Source organism: Microcoleus sp. N9_A2 (genome assembly GCF_036701775.1).
GTDB lineage: Bacteria > Cyanobacteriota > Cyanobacteriia > Cyanobacteriales > Microcoleaceae > Microcoleus.
In genome coordinates this window covers 24,672-43,072 of the sequence record NZ_JAUBRH010000045.1, presented here as the reverse complement: position 1 = coordinate 43,072, position 18,401 = coordinate 24,672, and the positions used below count along the sequence as shown (strand labels likewise).

Annotated in this window: 10 protein-coding genes and 1 tRNA gene; 8 read left to right on the top strand and 3 right to left on the bottom strand. The window is 46.5% G+C overall.

Annotation, left to right across the window (positions count from 1 at the left end):
- Positions 1 to 23 precede the first annotated feature (23 nt).
- Together QUA44_RS21940 and QUA44_RS21935 are read right to left on the bottom strand one after the other, a co-directional pair.
- Entirely contained in the window at positions 24 to 1,067 is a 1,044-nt protein-coding gene (locus QUA44_RS21940; protein ID WP_333254042.1) for an AI-2E family transporter, read from the bottom strand.
- A gap of 287 nt (positions 1,068 to 1,354) precedes the next feature.
- Positions 1,355 to 2,491, bottom strand: coding sequence for an RNA-guided endonuclease TnpB family protein (locus QUA44_RS21935; protein WP_333254040.1), 1,137 nt, complete (start codon positions 2,489 to 2,491; stop codon positions 1,355 to 1,357).
- A gap of 424 nt (positions 2,492 to 2,915) precedes the next feature.
- Between QUA44_RS21935 and gshA the strand changes: the two genes are divergently transcribed.
- The 8 genes from gshA (at position 2,916) to QUA44_RS21895 (ending at position 15,519) form a co-directional block, all read left to right on the top strand.
- Positions 2,916 to 4,067, top strand: coding sequence for a glutamate--cysteine ligase (gshA, locus tag QUA44_RS21930; protein ID WP_333254036.1), 1,152 nt, complete (start codon positions 2,916 to 2,918; stop codon positions 4,065 to 4,067).
- Positions 4,068 to 4,312: 245 nt separating this feature from the next.
- Positions 4,313 to 4,774 (top strand): tRNA (cytidine(34)-2'-O)-methyltransferase, encoded by a 462-nt coding sequence (locus QUA44_RS21925; RefSeq protein ID WP_333068971.1) that lies wholly within the window; start codon positions 4,313 to 4,315, stop codon positions 4,772 to 4,774.
- Between the two features lie 579 nt (positions 4,775 to 5,353).
- A complete protein-coding gene (locus tag QUA44_RS21920; protein WP_333254034.1) occupies positions 5,354 to 7,828 on the top strand; it encodes a peptidoglycan DD-metalloendopeptidase family protein in 2,475 nt (824 codons plus the stop codon).
- 138 nt (positions 7,829 to 7,966) lie between these two features.
- Positions 7,967 to 8,039 (top strand) — tRNA-Met (locus QUA44_RS21915).
- A 126-nt stretch (positions 8,040 to 8,165) separates the two neighbouring features.
- Positions 8,166 to 8,765 carry a peroxiredoxin gene (locus QUA44_RS21910; protein WP_333254032.1) on the top strand — a complete coding sequence of 200 codons (600 nt, stop codon included), beginning with the start codon at positions 8,166 to 8,168 and terminating at the stop codon, positions 8,763 to 8,765.
- A 211-nt stretch (positions 8,766 to 8,976) separates the two neighbouring features.
- A complete protein-coding gene (locus QUA44_RS21905) occupies positions 8,977 to 9,516 on the top strand; it encodes a redoxin domain-containing protein (protein WP_333254030.1) in 540 nt (179 codons plus the stop codon).
- A 216-nt stretch (positions 9,517 to 9,732) separates the two neighbouring features.
- On the top strand, positions 9,733 to 13,782 hold the full coding sequence (locus tag QUA44_RS21900; RefSeq protein ID WP_333254027.1) for a hypothetical protein: 4,050 nt from the start codon (positions 9,733 to 9,735) through the stop codon (positions 13,780 to 13,782).
- 1,146 nt (positions 13,783 to 14,928) lie between these two features.
- Entirely contained in the window at positions 14,929 to 15,519 is a 591-nt protein-coding gene (locus tag QUA44_RS21895) for a PEP-CTERM sorting domain-containing protein (protein WP_333254025.1), read from the top strand.
- 265 nt (positions 15,520 to 15,784) lie between these two features.
- Here QUA44_RS21895 and QUA44_RS21890 read toward each other — a convergent pair whose 3' ends face one another.
- The gene (locus tag QUA44_RS21890) at positions 15,785 to 18,256 is read right to left on the bottom strand and encodes an ATP-dependent Clp protease ATP-binding subunit (protein ID WP_333254023.1); all 2,472 of its coding nucleotides are present in this window, start codon (positions 18,254 to 18,256) and stop codon (positions 15,785 to 15,787) included.
- Positions 18,257 to 18,401: the final 145 nt, after the last annotated feature.

Below are 18,401 nucleotides of genomic sequence, written 5' to 3'. Positions count from 1 at the left end.
ATAAAATAGGATGGCTGTATCAATTAACCTTCCGCTTGCATTTCTTCAATGTCAAACCAGCTAACTATCACTCCCGCTAGCGGAATCGCCAGAAATATACCTAAAAGTCCTGCTGATCTTGCTCCGACTAACAGTGCAAAAAATACCACTACCGGATTGAGGTTAAGGGAATTTTGCATCAGTCTCGGATGAATAAAGTTGTCTTGAATTTGCTGCAAAACAATGCAGGCTGCCAATACTTTTAAAGATAGCCACACATTTTGAGACAATACAATAAAACACACTAAGCTAATTCCCAGCGTCGCTCCGATGCCCGGAACTAAATCAAACAATCCGATAATAAAGGCTAAAATCAAGGGAAATTTCACATCTAACAGCAGAAAAATTAAAAAACTTGCTGTTGTCAAAAATAACATTAACAGGATTTGTGCCTGAAAAAATCCTAAAAAGTTTTTCTCTATTGTTACACTTAAACGCCTGTGCAGGTGTCGAGGTATAAATTTGAGAACTAACAGCCACAGCCTCTCTCCATCAAGTAACATGAAAGAAGCCACCACCATAATTAATATTAAATTCAATAAATTGGTTAAAAATACTTGTAAAAAAGCAATACTCGACACAACTCCCGCCAAAGCTTGATTTCGCAGTTGTTCCTCAATAACTCGCAGGTTAACTTGCAGGTTTCTCGCCCGCAGGAATGCTTCGATGCGCTCGGACAGAGGCGCCAGAGCATTCACAAATTCAGTCATGCTGTCAATTAATTGCTGTCCTTGAGATAAAAGAGTGACGCCTACAGTGACGGTGAGACCGCCAAAAACTAAAATGGTGAGCAAGACAATCAAGGCGACAGCTAAACTTCGCGGTAAAAATCTTTGGAGAGTTCGCACCGGATAGTTGAGCAAAAAAGCCACGAGTGCAGCAATGGTGAAAACCGCGACTGCTGTTTCAAAGTAAGCTAAAAGTTGCAGTCCAGCCCAACCAGAAGCAAATAAAAGCAAAAACCGGACTAAGGCTAAATTGCTTAGCATATTCCAAAAATTGGGAGGGGTTCTTTCTTGCTCTTTCACAGGAGTTCTCACGAGTTAATAATAGCTCAAAAATATTGCAGAGTCCTCTTTTAGAATCGCACCCAAGATATCTCTGCGGCTATCCGTTCTATGAAACCTACTTAAACCTACTCATGGCAGATTTAATGTTCACTTCCTGCTTCCACCAAGGGAGTCGGCTCCTACTTGTCCACAGGCGTAACTTCAGACCGAACTGGTCTTACTAAGCTGTTCTGCACTTAAATTGGGTGTTAAAAAACAATCAAACTCTTGTGGGTTGGGCGTCCCGCCCGCTCTAAATATACAATTTAAATGCGCGACAGCTTAATACCAGATTGACGAGCTAAATTAATCGCGACTTGAATGGCGCGATTAATTGCTATACCGCAATTCTGACACTCAAAAACTCGCTCTTTCAGTGGCATTGACTGAATATGACCGCAACTTGAACAAGTCTTTGATGACGGATACCATCGGTCAACTAATTCAATTGTCGTGCCGTACATAACCGACTTATATTCCAACTCACGCCGAAATTCATAAAAGCCACAATCTGAAATAGCAGCCGCTAATTTATGGTTGGCTATCATCCCGCTCACATTCAAATCTTCGATGCAAATCTGGGCATATTCTCGGCTAGTTTCTGTGGTAGTTTTCTGCAAAAAGTCTCGACGTTGATTGGCAATCTTAGCATGGATTTTGGGAATTATACGATAATGCTTGTGGGCATTATTGGATGCTTTCACACCCAATCTGCTATTACCCAATTGCTTGTGGCGATTTCTCCACTGTTCTTTGCTCAGCTTGGTTTTCGCTGTTTTGAGCGGACGGGGAGATTCGTAACAATTGCCATCGGAAAGAGTAGCAAAAGTTGACACACCCAAGTCAATACCTACCCTTGCCACAATGGGGTGAGACAAAGGTGGAATCTTTTGGGATTTGATAGCAAAGGAAACATACCATTTATCGGCGGTGCGCGAGATGGTAAATGTCTGTGCCATACAAGGAAATGAGATGGATTCCTTGAGTCTAAAAGTCCCCAATGTGGGAATTTTTATTGACTTGTGCGGTTTGAGTAAAATTGCATGATTCCAGTCAGCAGCATCTACTGTAAAAGAGTCGCCATCTTTTTTGCGTTTGAACTTGGGAAAGTTTCCTAATCCTTGAAAGTGTCGCGATAGTGCTTGACCGAAATTCCGAAATGTGGTTTTATCAACTCTGGAAGACAGAGTATTAGTCCACTGATATTCTGGTAATTTCTTAACGTGGTTGGTGAAAACTCGTTCAATCGCTGCTACTTTTTTGCCACTACTACCTTGGAGATATTTAACTCCTTGATAAAGAGCCAATGCGTAATTGTAGCAAAATTTCGCATAGCCAGAATGTCGCGCCATCAAGGTACGTTCCCGATTATTGAGTTTTAATTCAAGTTTGATGGCGTACATCAGATCCAGTTAACTTACTCATGTAAGGAGTTTAGCACAATTAATGAGTAGCTTTAGAAAGCTCGATAGTAGATTTTTGTGAACAGTGGCAACCCCCCTCAAGGCAGACAACAGATGTCGAACTGAGGCAGGAGTGGGTTCTATTCACCATAAGTTCGATCGCCCCGAATGCCCAATGAAACACGCCCGCGATCGAACAAACAGCTTTTCTGACTCTAAAACCGCCTCGGAAACTCTTTGCGAGGGAAGTATTTGTCGTGGCAGGCCGCCAACTAGGAAACAAACCCCCAAATTAGCGGACGCCGAAAAACCCGGTTTCAGTGCCAGTCGCGAAAAATTTCAACTCTGCCTTGTGGAAGATAGTATGAACAGGTCAATTTTTGGGATACTAGAAACTAGCACTCAACTTAGCTGAGGAATAAACGTGCTGCTATCAAAAGGCTTTGAAGTAGAAATGTATACCGGCACTCCCGAAGGTGAGGTTGTCGGTCTCTCCGATCGCATAGTTGCCGATCTAGAGGGATTTGTCCGGGAGCCTGATAGCCGCAATGTGGAGTACACGACCGCCCCGCTGTGCAGCTACGATCGCCTGTTGTGTGCCTTAGTCAAGCCACGAGTCCGGCTGCGCGAGTATTTAAAACAATTGGGCGACTATACCTTGCTGCCGGGAAGTACCTTGTCTCTCGGAGGGAGCGATCGATTTTACCGATCCGATCCCAACAACCCCTACCACACCTACATCGAGCAAACCTACGGCACCAAAGTCGTCACCGCCAGCATTCACATCAACATCGGCATCTCCCAACCAGAAATGCTGATGCGCGCCATCCGCCTCGCCCGCGTCGAAGCACCGCTATACCTTGCCATGAGCGCCTCTTCCCCCTTCCTCGACGGCGAAGTGACGGGCTATCATTCCACTCGGTGGGGTTTGTTTCCCAAAACTCCCGCCATCGTCCCCCTGTTTGAAAGTCACAAGCATTACATTCAGTGGACTGAAGAACAGCTAGAACTCGGTACCATGCAAAACGTCCGCCATTTGTGGTCTGCAGTGCGCCCAAATGGCGATCGTCGCCCCTACTGTCTCAACCGCCTCGAACTGAGAATTTGCGACCTCGAAGTCAATCCTCTGGCTTTGTTGGCCATCACTGCCTTGCTAGAAGCTCGCATTTGGCAGATGATGGAAGACCCCAGCTTAGACCCTTTAGAACTCAGCACCTTGCCGGCGGCCACCCGCAACGAAGACTTAGTTGCCCTCACAGACGCCAACGAAATTGCTGCATCGCGGCAAAGTTTGGATGCCGAACTCATCCACTGGCAAGATGGCAGAAAGATTTTGGCACGAGATTGGATTGAGGAAATTTACCAGGAAGTCTGGCCTCTCGCCAAAAAACGAGGCTTTAGTTGCTTTCTCTCGCCACTCAAAAAGATTCTCCGGGAAGGCAACACCGCCCAGCAGTGGTTGAAACTTCACGATCGCGGTTTGGACACCCGCAGTATTATTCTGCAAGGGATTGATGGCATGGCTCACCAAGAATGGGAGCTAGAAGACAACTTGTGCGCCCAGTTAGTTGCTTGAAAGGGGGCAATCAAAAACAAATCAGAATATTTAATCAATGGGAGGACGGATACCATATAACTAAAAGCTATGAATTATCTCTACCTTTGGGTAGATTTCTACATTTCCCAATGGCTGTAAACTCGCGCTTTCAGTTATACTGGTTCCCCAAAAAAATGTAACGGTAAGCAAGCTCCAAACCCTTGTGTAATCAATTATCCCCAATCTCAAATCTCAAATCTCAAATCTCAAATTGTATTAGCTTCATGCCCCAACTTGTCTTGATTCACCCGCAAATCCCCCCGAATACTGGCAATATCGCCCGCACTTGCGCTGCCACAGGCACGGAACTGCATTTAGTGGGCCCGCTGGGGTTTGAAATTAGCGATCGCTACCTGAAACGGGCCGGCTTAGATTACTGGCCCTACGTCAACCTCCACTGCCATGAAGACTTAGCGGCTTTTCTGGCCTATCGGCAGCAGCGCGGCGGACGATCGATCGGATTCAGCACTGGCGGGCGATGCAATTACGCCCAATTCCAATTTCAGCCCAGCGACTGGCTGATGTTTGGCTCGGAAACTGTAGGCATTCCCCAATTCGTCTTAGATGCCTGCGACGCCACAGTTTTTATTCCGATGAGCCAGCCTGGAGTCAGGAGTTTGAACCTCTCCGTCAGCGCCGCTGTAGGTTTATTTGAGGCTAAACGACAGTTGGGCGAGCTGGGATAAATCATTATCAACACATAAATATATAGATATTTAATAGCTGCCGGAGGTCGCCAAATCTCATTGTTAATATAAGAAATTTGTATCAAAGCAGTAAAAATCTAGATAGCCGAGATTAATATATTTTATTCATTCAAAAACAGATTGTTATCAGCAACACCAAATTACTCGCAAGATGATTCAGCAACAAAAACTGAGGATTTTAGCGATTTAGGGCGTCAGCGAGCACCAGCTTGGGTTAGAACACTATATCTAGTAAATATACGGTTGTAGGCTGTCCGGAAATTAGCCTACAGTCGGATAATAGGTAAGAGTTCAGAGCCTTACCGGAACGAAGATTTTATGTATTCGTTCCAGCTATTGCGGTGTAAGGCTTGTGGGGTTAATTGCAGCAGTTTTGACCGAGAATTTTAAAATTTCTGACGGTTTGAGCTTGTCTAAATTAAAAAAGCAAGGTAATCTGGCCTAAGCATGATAGCTGTCAACAATCAGAATATTTTTGCTTGTTGATAACTCAGCGTCATGCGATCCCCTTGAGTGTTTCCAAGGACAGTTAGCGCTTCTCAGTAGGAGGTCGTTTTTTTGAAACGAACATATCCCCAAATTAAGCCTGTTCAGGCTAGTGAAATCGACAGAGATGGTTCTGCGGAACCATCCAAACAGACAACGCTCAGCACAGGCAGAGTTCGCTCTCTCGCCACGATCGGGCTGGCAATATCGGTAGGTGCTTCTGGCATCCTGCTACCGAGAAATGGAGACAGCGCTCGCGCGTCTGAACTCGCACCGACATCAGAATCCACCGCTGAAGTACAGCCAGTATCGGCCAACGGGCCCGCTACGTCGGCACAAGTTGACGGTTCCAGGGCCGAACAGCCCGGATCACCTTATGAACCCGCGACGGTTAAGGTGCAGGAGGGGCAAAGCCTTTGGGAGCTTTCTCGGGATTATGAAGTTGAACCGTTGGCACTAGCAACTGCCAACGACATCAAACCCGATACCATACTCCAAGTGGGCCAACAGCTCAGAATTCCGACTGCGACGGAAGCCACACCACAACAGAACGCCGGCTATAGCACATCGGCTTCGCTAGATCGCGCAGCGACGGTCAATCCCGAACAAGAGTTAAATCTGACTGGCTCCGAGCCATTGGATAGTGCAGCCATGACAGCGCTGCCATCAACCGCAGCGACCCCGCTGGTCACGACGGTACCGGAACAGAGTTTGATCGAAATCCCGAATGCAGACGGGGCGATCGACAGTTTGAAAAAACAGGAAAACCGCACCACAGAATCGGGTCGAACTATGTTCGGGTCGGAGGGGGGAGCAAATTTATCTACACCTGCGGCATTTTTGCCTGAGTCAGCACCGACGCTGACCTCCCCCGGAGATGCAACTGGGACAACTATTCCTGACCTCAATGCCACACCTGTAATTCCCAATTCCGGGGGAGGTCAAGCAGCATCGCCCGATCGAGCATTCGAGTCAATTGAACTGTCTTTGGCAACACCCAGTTTGCCCTCGACTGTGCTAGTCCCCCCTGCAGAAAGTACCGCCGCACCGGCTGGGGTACTCTACAGCGTGCGTCCGGGAGATACGCTAGATGCAATCGCCAAAGGTCACGGCGTATCACCCAAAGAGCTGATATCCGTCAACAAGCTCGGCAACCCCAACTTCCTGAATGTTAATCAACGGTTGAAAATTCCCCAAGTTGGGTTTAAAAATCCAGGGGTGCAGGCAGCAGCCTCTTATTCGGCCTCCAACTCTACATCTGTCTGGGCGGCGAGTTCGGTTCCCGCATCTTTGAACCCCAGCTCGTCTACCTCGGAAATAGCCGGTGCTGGCGTTGCAGCACCCGCACCCACAGTGCCTGTTGTCTCTCCCCTGGAGAACCTGGAAGGTCTGAACAATATTTCAGCGCCGATGGTTCCCCAAATTAACAGCATTCCGCTGACTCAAGTTTCCCAAACCATTAGCGATCCACGGAAGCTGGATCTTCAAGGCGAACCAACATTTACAGGTGCAGTTGACACCAGTGCCCTGCCTGGACCAGCCAGTGCAAATGCTACCGCCATCGCTACGGGAGCATACCCGCAGCCGATCAGCTTCGTGGCAAATACTAGCGCCCAGGCTTCAAATGCCGATCCAACTAGCGCTTTACCAGAGTCGAATTCGGAGGCTCTCCCCACCGCAGAAGCTCTCAACCCTTATTCCGAACGCTTGAGGGCAGAAGTTGTCAGGCTGCGAGAGGAATATCGTGCCTCGCGCAATTCGATCGGCGCCAATGCGGTGTCCCTGACTCCAACTGACGGGCCCTCGGTCAACCCGTCTGAGGATATGCCAAGTGTCAATCCATATCTCTACACCCCCGACTATACTGAGGCGGTGCAGAATGAAATCAGCAGACCGCCATCGAGAGCCTGGTCTGAGCAGGTTCAGAAGCAGCAGCAAGAGCGTTTAGACCCCGCTCGCGCAGCGGAACTGCAACCAATCAACCTGACGCCGACCTCTGCTGGGCAGCGGCCTGTGGTAGCAACTGCTCCTTTGGGAGCCGAGGGTTACGATCCCCTAAGCAACCCGTCTTTGGGACGCATGGTTTCTCCAGAACTGCCTCCGCTTTCGAGCCCTGATACTTATCTGCCTAACGGCAAACAACAGTCGGCTAACGGGTTTATTTGGCCGTCTAAGGGTGTTCTTACTTCTGGCTACGGCTGGCGGTGGGGACGGATGCACAAGGGAATTGATATTGCAGGGCCGATCGGCACGCCAATTGTGGCAGCATCAGATGGGGTGGTTACCTATGCTCAGTGGAACGACGGCGGCTACGGGTATCTGGTGGAAATTACCCATCCCGACGGCACTGAGACTGTCTATGCCCACAACAGCCGAATTTTGGTGCAAAAAGGTCAGAGAGTCACTCAAGGCGAACAGATTTCAGAAATGGGCAGCACTGGCTTCAGTACCGGGCCGCACTTGCACTTTGAAATTCATCCCGCCGGACAGGGTGCTATCAACCCAATGGCTTTTCTGCCCGACGATGCGTCCAGCGCTTCTCGGTAACGACTGGTCAGAAGTTATGGGTTTTGAATGATTACCAAAACTCATAACTTTTACTGGAAGTCATTAGAAATAGTGTTTCTTGAAAACAAGACATAGCTAGCCCTACCGTGCTATGATAGTAAATCGTGAAGTAGGTTTGGCTCAGTGGCGCAGTGGTTAGCGCAGGGGACTCATAAGCCCAAGGTCGCAGGTTCAAATCCCGCCTGAGCCATTATTTAATCAAAAAAACTGCGCTCTCAAATTTGAGAGCGTCTTTTTTTGATTGATCGAGAAGATACTTGTAGTCGTTATGAGTATGATATATTTGTAACAGTTCGTAAAAAAGGAAACAAAATCTATGACCAGTGAATGCCTCCGGGTTGGTCAAGCTGCACCCGATTTCGCAGCAACAGCCGTAGTGGATCAGGAATTCAAGACAGTTAAACTGTCAGACTATAAAGGCAAAAAGTATGTAGTCCTGTTCTTCTATCCCTTGGACTTCACCTTTGTGTGCCCGACTGAGATTACAGCATTTAGCGATCGCCATGAGGACTTCAAGAAAATCGATACCGAAATCCTCGGCGTATCCGTTGACAGCGAATTCTCTCACCTCGCTTGGATACAAACAGACCGCAAAGCAGGCGGTGTCGGCGACCTCAACTATCCCTTGGTTGCTGACCTCAAAAAAACAATTAGTTCCGACTACAACGTCCTCGACCCAGAAGCAGGCATTGCCCTCAGAGGTCTGTTCATCATCGACAAAGAAGGCATCATCCAACACTCTACTATCAACAATCTTGCCTTCGGCCGCAACGTGGACGAAACTCTCCGCACTCTGCAAGCTATCCAACACGTCCAGTCTCATCCCGATGAAGTTTGTCCCGCCGGCTGGCAGCCCGGTGACAAGACTATGACTCCCGATCCGGTCAAGTCTAAGGTATTCTTTGCTGCAGTTTAAGCACATTATATTTGTAGGGACACGGCGCTGCCGTGTCCGTACCCACAGGGGCATTCATTGAACCGGATTTTTAATTACCAATTAAGCTGCTACGCATCTAAATTGAATAAAGAGACAGGCCGGATGCCCGTTCCACAAGAATTGTAGAAAAATTGACTGTCAAATTAGATGCACAGCAGCTTAGCAATTAGCAATTACCCAATTAGGAAATATGCTGACTTCTACTAATTTTAGCGGCTTGTTAAATCAGCGATTTTTCCAAAATTTATTGCCTGTTCCGGCGACTAATGTTCTGAACATGGGACAGAGGACGCCAGATTTTGAATTGCCGGATATTAATAATGGCAAATTGGTGCGGCTGTCAAATTATCGGGGCGATAAGCCGGTAGTTCTGGCTTTTACGCGGATTTTTACTGAAAAGCAATATTGCCCTTTCTGTTTTCCTCACATTAAAGCTTTGAATGAAAACTGGGAAAAATTTGCCGATCGCAATATAGAATTATTGATGGTTGCCAGTATCGACGATCGCCAAAGCCAAATTGTGGTTAGAGATTTAGGCTTGAAAATGCCTCTGCTGTCCGATCCAGGCTGTCAAGTTTTTCGGGCTTATCAAGTCGGTCAGGCTTTAGGTGCTCCTTTGCCTGCTCAGTTTGTTTTGGATGCAGAGGGAAAACTCCTCTTCAAACATTTGTTTTCTTTCATAGACCACAATGCTAGTGTGGACACTTTGCTGCAATATGTCGATCGGTAAGGAAACCGCTGCTGTGTCCTAATTTGGAGTTTTTCACCGCTGATGTACGCTGGTTTCGGCCCATCAGCGGGATTTTTTTTTATCGGTTGACACTGGCTGCAACTGATATTTAGTTATAAATACTTATTGTGCCAATTTCGATGGCGGAATGTTGCCATGTTCGATCGACATTAATCTAGGCTATAGCTTGAAGGTACTTAGTACAAGTTTAAGCCAATGTCGTCTCCCAAAGATCGATCGAGCAAAATTGAATTGAGCGTCTTAGCCTCGCATCCTGAGTTGTTGACAGGTTTAGATGCGTGGCTGCGACTAGGTTTACTTTCGCCCGCTGAGGTTGAGGAATTGTGCCGACAGTATTTAGTCTGCCCACTCAGAGTTCCCGCTGTAGACCTTTCTGAAATAGACGGCCCGCGAGCTCCTAGGAACCAGCCAAAAGTACCTGCCTTATCAACGCCTCAAGCATTACCTAGCAGCAGAGAAAGCGTTGCTACGCCCACAAAAACTACTCACACCGCTAATTTTATCGCTCAAATTTTGCACTCGTTAATGGCAGAAATTAGCGTGGTGTGGCTGTTGTTTTTAGGAGTGTTCATGGTAGTTGTCTCCTCTGGAGTCTTAGCTGCCAGTCAGTGGGAAAGATTTCCTGCCGCCGGACAATATGGAGTTTTATTAGCTTATACTTTAACCTTTTGGGCGATTAGCAGTTGGGCAAACAGACAGCATAATTTGCACTTGACTGCCCAAACTTTGCAAGAAGTGACGCTGTTGCTAGTGCCGATCAATTTTTGGGCAATGGATACTTTTGGATTGTGGCGGTATCCTTGGGATTGGGCGGTAGCAATCGCAGCGGCACTTATTTTGACTTGGATAACTGCCCGGATTATCAAAGATCAATATCAAAGCTTTTCAGGAAAAAACATCACTCACTCGATCGCCCTAAATCACTTGGGATTGAGTTATTTGCACTGGGGTTGGGCATTTGGAGGCTTTTCCCTGGCTGCGGTTTATTTGGGTACAGTGGGAACTGCTGCTGCTACAGTTTATCAAGTTCACCAACAACGATTGCAATCTATCCAACGCGGGGGAACTACTGAAACATTCCCCGCTGCTTTCAGTTTGAGCAGAGATTTTCTGACTTACAAAAAAGCGGCTTTAGTAGCTTATTCGTTAGGAATTTTACTGGGTAGAGCGATATTTGTCAAGGATATAAATATCGCTGAAATGGGTTTAGCTTTGGGAATTTGTGGCGTGCTTTTAGCATGGCTAGATTGGCAGCACCCCCTGGCATCTGGGACTCTTGAAAACAATATATCTGACCCGCAAAATCCCAGCAATTTTTTTAAATGGCAATTAGCGGGAATGGGTTTGGTGGGTTTGGGATGGCTGGTTTGTTTTCGCGACATTCCGCTACAGGCGATCGCAGTTAGCGGATTGGCTGTTTGGTTTTTTTATAACCGTTTAGTGCGGTTTTGGCAAGAGTTTGATTTGCTAATGCTTGAGGCTGTGGGACTTCAGAGTATTTGGCTGTTTTGGCGAGTGCTTCCTTTAGGGATTAAAACACAAGTTGTGGCATTTTTAACTCAGCTTACAAACTCTCAGGAAACTCCTTGGGCTTTTTGGGGTGTTTTGCTGTTGCCTTATTTAATTTTAATGGTAACTGCGGCCCAATGGCTCTACCGCCAGCGAAAGTTTCAACTTGCCCGTTTTGGCGAAAACCTTGCTCTCGGTTTGGGGATTGTTTTAACTGTTATTAGTTTAGTCAATCCGTTTTGGCGATCGCTCAATTTATTAGTCTCTACTTTAATTTTAGGTTGGATCACTTGGAAATACTTAAGTGCCGAGAATTCCCGGCGAGTTGCGAGGCAGGCTTCTGCTGTTGAACAACAGGGAAATCCCGCAATTTTGGTTCCCATAACTCACATTATGGGTTTAGGCGCGATCGCTTCGGCAATTGACTTATTTTTCCCCAACCAGCCACCCAATATTTGGTCAGCAATTTTATTAATTTTTATGGCTGCTGAATGGGGATTTTTTGTCTGGATGAAAGCGGCAAATTCCCGAGAAAGTTCTGCATTTTTCCGCTGGCATCCTGCATGGTTCCAAAGTTCCTGGTATCTGGGCTTGGCAATAGCAGGATTCAGCTTTATCGTGCTCCAAAATTATTTAATGGCGGGTACTGCCACTTATCGCCCTCAGTGGAGTTTGCTCTGGCTGGCGACTCCTTTGGCTTTGACTGTTGTTGCTAAATATACTGAGGTTCCTCACAAAAAAGTCGCCAGTACCTTTAGCGCGATCGCCTTAATATTCGCACAATTTCTAATTTTTACTTTTCCGGGATATCGGTTAATTGCTTTGGGCTTGGCAACCGGATTAATGTTGGTCAATACTTACTATTTAGTAGAGCTACCAGCGGCTGTGATTGGAGTGGGATTTGGCTTGAGTTTCGTAGCGGCGGCGATCGATCAATTAGGTTTTGTGTCGGGTTGGGATTGGGGAATTGCCGGCGCGATCGCTCTTTTGTGTCTGTGGTTGCTTCGCAGCATGGTTGTTCGTTTTTCCAGCCGTTTACCTCAGCCTTCTCAATTAGCTCAAATTTACGATCGAGCTTTAGATGGGTGGGCAATCTTACTGGCAGGTTTACTGTTAACAACTATTACTTTTTATTCCTATGAACTGTACGCAGGCAGTACCTTGAGTTTTCCGCCTTCTACTGAAGTTTTGGCTGCTATTTTGGTGATAATGGCTGCGATTATTTTCCGAAGTTTACGCCAACTTTCCCCTCTGGCAATTTATGCTTTGGCTTGGAGTTTGGAGTTGTTGATAGCAGTTGGTTTGAGTTTTGTCGATCGCACTACGATTAATTTGGCAGTGGCGAATATTGCGATCGGGTTGTCTACGCAATTATTGGGCGATGTGTGGCGGCGCCGCCACCGCGATCCAACAATTTTACCTAGCATTCATTTTATACCTTTGGCTTACGGCGTATTGGGTTTAACTTTCCGATCGCAAACTTTTGCCAATTGGACTGGTTTAACTGTGTTGGGTGCGTCTTTAATTGCGATCGGCATTGGTAGGCGGGAACCCGAATTCAAACCTTTAGTTTATTTAGGATTAATTGGCGTGTCGGTTGCTGCTTACGAATCGCTACTCTATCAACTTTTTCAAACACCAGGAGGAGCTTTTAGCGACGGCTTAATTGTCCTGGCCACTCTCGGCACAACTTTAACATATATCTATCGCATTTTATCTCCTTGGCTCAGCAATTATTTACATTTAACTAATGCAGAGTTAAAAATATTTGCTCACCTGCACTGGGTTTTGAGCAGTTTGCTGCTGATTTGGGCTTCTGCCGATGATATTAAGTCCGGCCTAAGTTTAGGATTAGTCACTGGTGCTTTATTAGTTCAATACGCTTTCTTGCAAGGGCGAAATAATCTCGATCGCCAATGGGCAGAAATTTGGATTTACTTGGGTTGGCTAGAAGCCTTTGGCCTCCGGCTTTACTGGATCAATACACCTTTAGTTAAGTATATTTCCGGGCCGCTGGAGCCTTGGAAAGTTGCCCTCACTTCTCTATTTGCCTATTTCATTTACATTTTGCCTTGGGACAACTGGGGTTGGTCAAAAAAACCTTGGCAGGTAATTGCTTCGCTGATTCCAATAGTTGCTATTTTGGAAAGTCCGGCTAAGTTTTATCCGATTAGCTTGCTGATAGCTGCAGCCTTCTATGTTTTCCTAGGTTGGGAAAGGCAGGAAGCCCGTTTTACCTATGTGAGTGTGGCAATAATTGACTGGATAATGCTGCGGTGGTTCTGGCAAATAGGATTGACTCAGCCAGAGTTTTATGTTACTCCTTTAGGACTTTCTTTGCTTTACATTACTCAGTTCGATAGCACTCTCAAATTACCAGCAGAAAAACCGCTGCGCCACACTCTGCGAATGCTAGCAACTGCGCTGATTTGCGGGATACCTCTTTTGACTCAGCAAAGCCACGGTTTAGTTGCGGGATATTTTAGTTTGGTGGCTATTGCAGCGGGTTTGGCGCTGCGAGTTCGGGCGTTTTTGTTTGTGGGAACGGCTGTATTTTTAATCAATGTTTTCTATCAGTTGGTGGTTCTGATCTTCGATTATCCGCTGATTAAATGGGCGATTGGTCTGGCTTTTGGGATTGTATTTATCTGGATTGCTGCTACTTTTGAAACGCGGCGCGATCGCATTTCAGCTTTTGTGCAGCATTGGGTTGTACAATTTCAGTCATGGGATTGAGTTTTCTGCAATCAAATCCTGTCGCGCGGGGAGGGCGCGTTTACCAATACCCTCCGATTATTTTTTAATCAAATTTTTAAAATTTGCCCTTTTTTTTCGAGTAAAAAGCTTGACACGTCGGCTTGACAGGGTATTATAAAATAATGGGATGGGTGAAAATTTTAAAATTTGAGTTACCAATACCATCATTTAAAATATAACCCGAAAATCAAGTTAAGTCAATAGGTAAAAACATTTTTTTTAGCGGCGCGATTTGAGAGCGTGACAACTCCACGCACTGAACGGAAGACCGTTACAGTGTGGGCTTCTTAAGAAATTAAGGAGCGTGTCATTAGTCTTAGTAGCTCGTTACACTCTTGGTTGCTACGAGTGCTTCGGAATATATAGGCACTTCAACGTATAGGCTTGGTAAGCCGTTTTCTAGCGTTGAACACGGAGGTTAGTGATTAAACATACCTCTGGAGTTAAGGGGAAAGTGTTGCTAATGAAAACCTGGGCAAACATTGACAAAGAAAACCACTCCTTTCGGAGTTGAACTTTATTTAGTTCAAAAAAGAATTCCCTCATTATATTTACTTATAGTGGGGGATTCTTTTGAAACCCACCTTCCGCACATTGACTTATAAATCAAGTAATTTAACGGATTTTCGACATCTTGACTCAGATGTGGGACTTCTTATTAATAAAAATTTTTAATAAGTTTGGAGAAAAAATTGGAGTTGAAAATCCGTATAATCTTTACTCTGTAAGGCTTACAGCTAGAAAAATTAAAATAATTATTAGGAATGGTAATTTATCTGCGGAATGTGGGTTAGAAGAAGAGTTCTATTAAATTGGCATTTTGCTATTAATTTATCATCGTTAGTCTAGAAGAGCCACTACTTTTTGTGTGCGTAAGTCCTATCTGTAGTCGTAGTCAACCTCCCAGGGTAAACGCATCTTGTCAATAACGAGGGGTTTTAGCACTGCGGACTCGGCTTTATTGGTGTTTATTGAGAACGGTTTTTCCACCTGTAGCGCTTTTGTCTCTCCTCAAACGCTATATATGGGAATTTAAAAATTAGATGCGTTTACCCAGGTCAACCTCCCATCAAATAGGTTAATTTAGAAAAACAGAGTTCAACAATAAATTTACCGAGAAAAATCATGAAAGCTCCATTAGGTTTAGTCAAATCGATTTTGACTGTTTCTAGTCTGGTAGCTGTTGCATCTATCACCCTTGAGACTAAGCCAGCCGCTGCTGCTTGCCTCTCTCAACCCTGTGTGACGGTTGAAGTTGAAGGAACGAGCTATGATGTGTCTTACAAAACTGGCTCTTTTCGTGATTTGGAGTCAGAATTGAAGAACCAAGTTTGGTGGGGGGATGATGGAAGCTTGGCTTATTCATTTGCCAAGACTGTAGGTTTCCTGCTGGGAAGCGATAACGACTATGGGGGAACTTACCCCAAACCCTGTGTTGTTTGTGATGAATATATAGTTAGTGGCCCAATTTTTGCTAACCGTTTGTTACATTACCCTTCTTCAGAGTCTTATGGCTTGGGGGAATCAGCTTGGCGGGCTCTTTGGCAGGGTGAGGTGGTGTGGGAGTTGGGTCTTATCTCTTTTGAATTTGAGCTCGACTATCCAAAACAATATGCTGTTGCCTCTCCCTCTGTGCCTGAGCCGTTAACATTAGGTGGTACGCTTTTGGCACTTGTCGCAGGGACAATAGCTCGTCGTCGCCTCAAGCAACGCTAAACATTCCTGTTGCGGCTATCACAAGTCTTTTTCACCCCCCACACTGAAGATTTTAAGGCAAACTGATGGTAAAACAGGGCTATGATTTCAGGACTTATGTATCCTTTACCCCACATTCCGCAGATGTGATTCATGTTACTGGTATTTTTGAAGGTAGTAATAAATATGTAGTGATTAGATATTTATTACTACCGTTAATTAAAAACCCGGTTTCTCTGAGAAACCGGGTTTTTAATCAACAGTATTTATGCGTTTGTAGAGTGCATTAATGGCTTAATGCGAATTCTGGCAATTTCGGCTCAGATGGACCATCGGGCACTACCTTAACCTGACCGTTTTCATCCACATCAACGATCGCACTTTGGCCTTCTTTCAGCTTTCCAGACAGCATTTCCTCAGCCAGTACATCTTCCAACAACCGCATGATGGCGCGGCGCAATGGTCGAGCACCGTAGCTGGGATTGTAGCCTTCTGTAACTAACAAGTCCTTGAACTTGTCTGTCACCGACAAAGTAATACCCTGTTCGGTTAAGCGGCCGAAGACTTGCTGCAACATGATATCTGCAATCTGCTTGACTTCTTCCTTGTTCAACTGGCGGAAGACGATAATTTCATCCAAGCGGTTGATAAATTCGGGACGGAAGAACTGTTTCAATTCTTCGTTTACCAAGTTGCGAACGCGGCTGTACTGCGCGTCTGCGGCACCTTCAGCAAACTCGAAACCAAGCCCACCGCCGCCTTTTTCAATTACTCGCGAACCGATGTTTGATGTCATGATCAGCAGCGTATTCTTAAAGTCTACTGTCCGACCTTTGGCATCGGTCAAACGGCCGTCTTCCAAGATTTGCAGCATCATGTTGAAGACATCCGGGTGAGCTTTTTCGATTTCGTCGAACAAGATCACTGTGTAAGGACGACGACGCACTGCTTCTGTTAGTTGACCGCCTTCGTCGTAGCCGACGTAACCTGGAGGCGAACCGATGAGTTTAGAAACTGTGTGGCGTTCCATAAACTCGGACATATCTAACCGAATCATTGCTTCTTCGGAACCGAAGAAATATGTTGCTAAGGCTTTTGTCAGTTCTGTTTTGCCGACGCCTGTGGGCCCGGAAAAGATGAAACTGGCGATCGGGCGATTGGGATTTTTCAAGCCGACCCGCGCGCGGCGGATGGCGCGAGAAACTGCGCTGACAGCTTCTTCTTGACCGATCAAACGCTGGTGCAATGTGTCTTCCATGTGCAGCAGCAATTCCGATTCCGATTCTGTCAGCTTGCTAACTGGTACTCCCGTCCAATTTGCCACGATGTGGGCGATGTCTTCTTCAGTGACGATGGGAGAGATTCTGATGTGGCTTTTGTTGATCGTAGCTTCGGCGATTTCGGCTTCGATTTCTAATTCGCGATCGCGCAATTTACCAGCTTTATCAAAGTCTTGTTCGCGCACAGCAGCATCTTTTTCTTTGCTGACGGCCGGAAGTTGTTTTTTGAGTTCTTTAACTTCGGGCGGCGTTTGCGAGTTGAGGACGTGGACGCGGGAACCTGCTTCGTCAATTAAGTCGATCGCCTTGTCTGGCAAAAATCGATCGTTAATGTACCTGTCTGACAGTGTAGCCGCTGCTTCTATAGCTGCATCGGAAATTGTCAGTCGGTGATGCTGTTCGTAAGCCGATCGCAACCCGTACAATATTTCTATTGTTTCAGCCACGCTGGGTTCGCCGACTTTGATCGGTTGGAAGCGGCGTTCTAAGGCAGCGTCGCGCTCGATGTGCTTACGATATTCATCCAAGGTAGTTGCGCCGACACACTGCAATTCGCCTCGGGCCAGGGCTGGTTTGAGCATATTGGAAGCATCCATGCTGCCTTGGATCGCGCCTGCACCGACTAAGGTATGAATTTCATCGATTACCAGAATGATGTTGCCTGCTGCGCGAATTTCTGCCATAATTTTCGTCAGCCGTTCCTCAAATTCGCCGCGGAATTTTGTACCGGCAATCAGCGAACCCATATCGAGGCTGATTACTTGTTTGTCTTCTAAAATTTCCGGGACGTTTCTGTTAACAATTCGCTGGGCGAGGCCTTCGGCGAGGGCTGTTTTGCCGACTCCCGGTTCGCCTACTAACACTGGATTGTTCTTCGTGCGGCGCCCCAGCACTTGGATCACGCGCTCGATTTCATTTTCGCGGCCCACGACTGGATCTAGTTTGCCTGCGGCTGCTAGCTTGGTTAAGTTAGTGCCGAATTCTTCTAAAGTTGGGATTTTGCGATCGCCACCGCTATCTCCTCGCCCTCCTGATACCGCCGCGACTTCTCCCACGGCACGAATTACCTGCGTGCGAACTCTCTGGCGATCGATCCCCAAGTTTTGCAGCACCTTCGCGGCCACCCCTTCATCGTCTTGGATCAGTCCCAGCAGGATGTGCTCGGTGCCGATGTAATTGTGTCCTAACTGTCGCGCTTCGTTCAGCGCCGTCTCAAAAATGCGCTTGACGCGGGGGGTAAACGGAATTTCCGGCGGGAGGAACCCGGAACCTCTACCGATGATATTTTCGATTTCATTGCGCGCCTCTTTCAAGTTGAGGCCCATATCCAGTAATACTTTTGCAGCGATGCCAGTGCCTTCGCCGACGAGTCCTAAGAGAATTTGCTCGGTGCCTACAAAATTGTGGCCGAGGCGCCGCGCTTCCTCTTGGGCTAGCATGATTGCTTTAATGGCTTGTTCTGTAAAGCGTTCAAACATATTTTTTCTATCCTACTGTCTGGGCGAGGGCTGTATCGCTGCTGGTGAGGAGCGATTTGGAACACTACACAAATTATAGATGTAAATTTTTGTGTATTTCCTTCTCTAACAATGTATCTTGCTAAGGGGGGAGGGACAGTGGGGA

What these genes read in the sequence shown, in the direction of transcription:
- QUA44_RS21935 (WP_333254040.1), bottom strand. Translation starts at nt 2,491, where the DNA reads ATGTACGCCATCAAACTTGAATTAAAACTCAATAATCGGGAACGTACC.
- QUA44_RS21925 (WP_333068971.1), top strand. Translation starts at nt 4,313, where the DNA reads ATGCCCCAACTTGTCTTGATTCACCCGCAAATCCCCCCGAATACTGGC.
- QUA44_RS21910 (WP_333254032.1), top strand. Translation starts at nt 8,166, where the DNA reads ATGACCAGTGAATGCCTCCGGGTTGGTCAAGCTGCACCCGATTTCGCA.
- QUA44_RS21905 (WP_333254030.1), top strand. Translation starts at nt 8,977, where the DNA reads ATGCTGACTTCTACTAATTTTAGCGGCTTGTTAAATCAGCGATTTTTC.
- QUA44_RS21900 (WP_333254027.1), top strand. Translation starts at nt 9,733, where the DNA reads ATGTCGTCTCCCAAAGATCGATCGAGCAAAATTGAATTGAGCGTCTTA.
- QUA44_RS21895 (WP_333254025.1), top strand. Translation starts at nt 14,929, where the DNA reads ATGAAAGCTCCATTAGGTTTAGTCAAATCGATTTTGACTGTTTCTAGT.
- QUA44_RS21890 (WP_333254023.1), bottom strand. Translation starts at nt 18,256, where the DNA reads ATGTTTGAACGCTTTACAGAACAAGCCATTAAAGCAATCATGCTAGCC.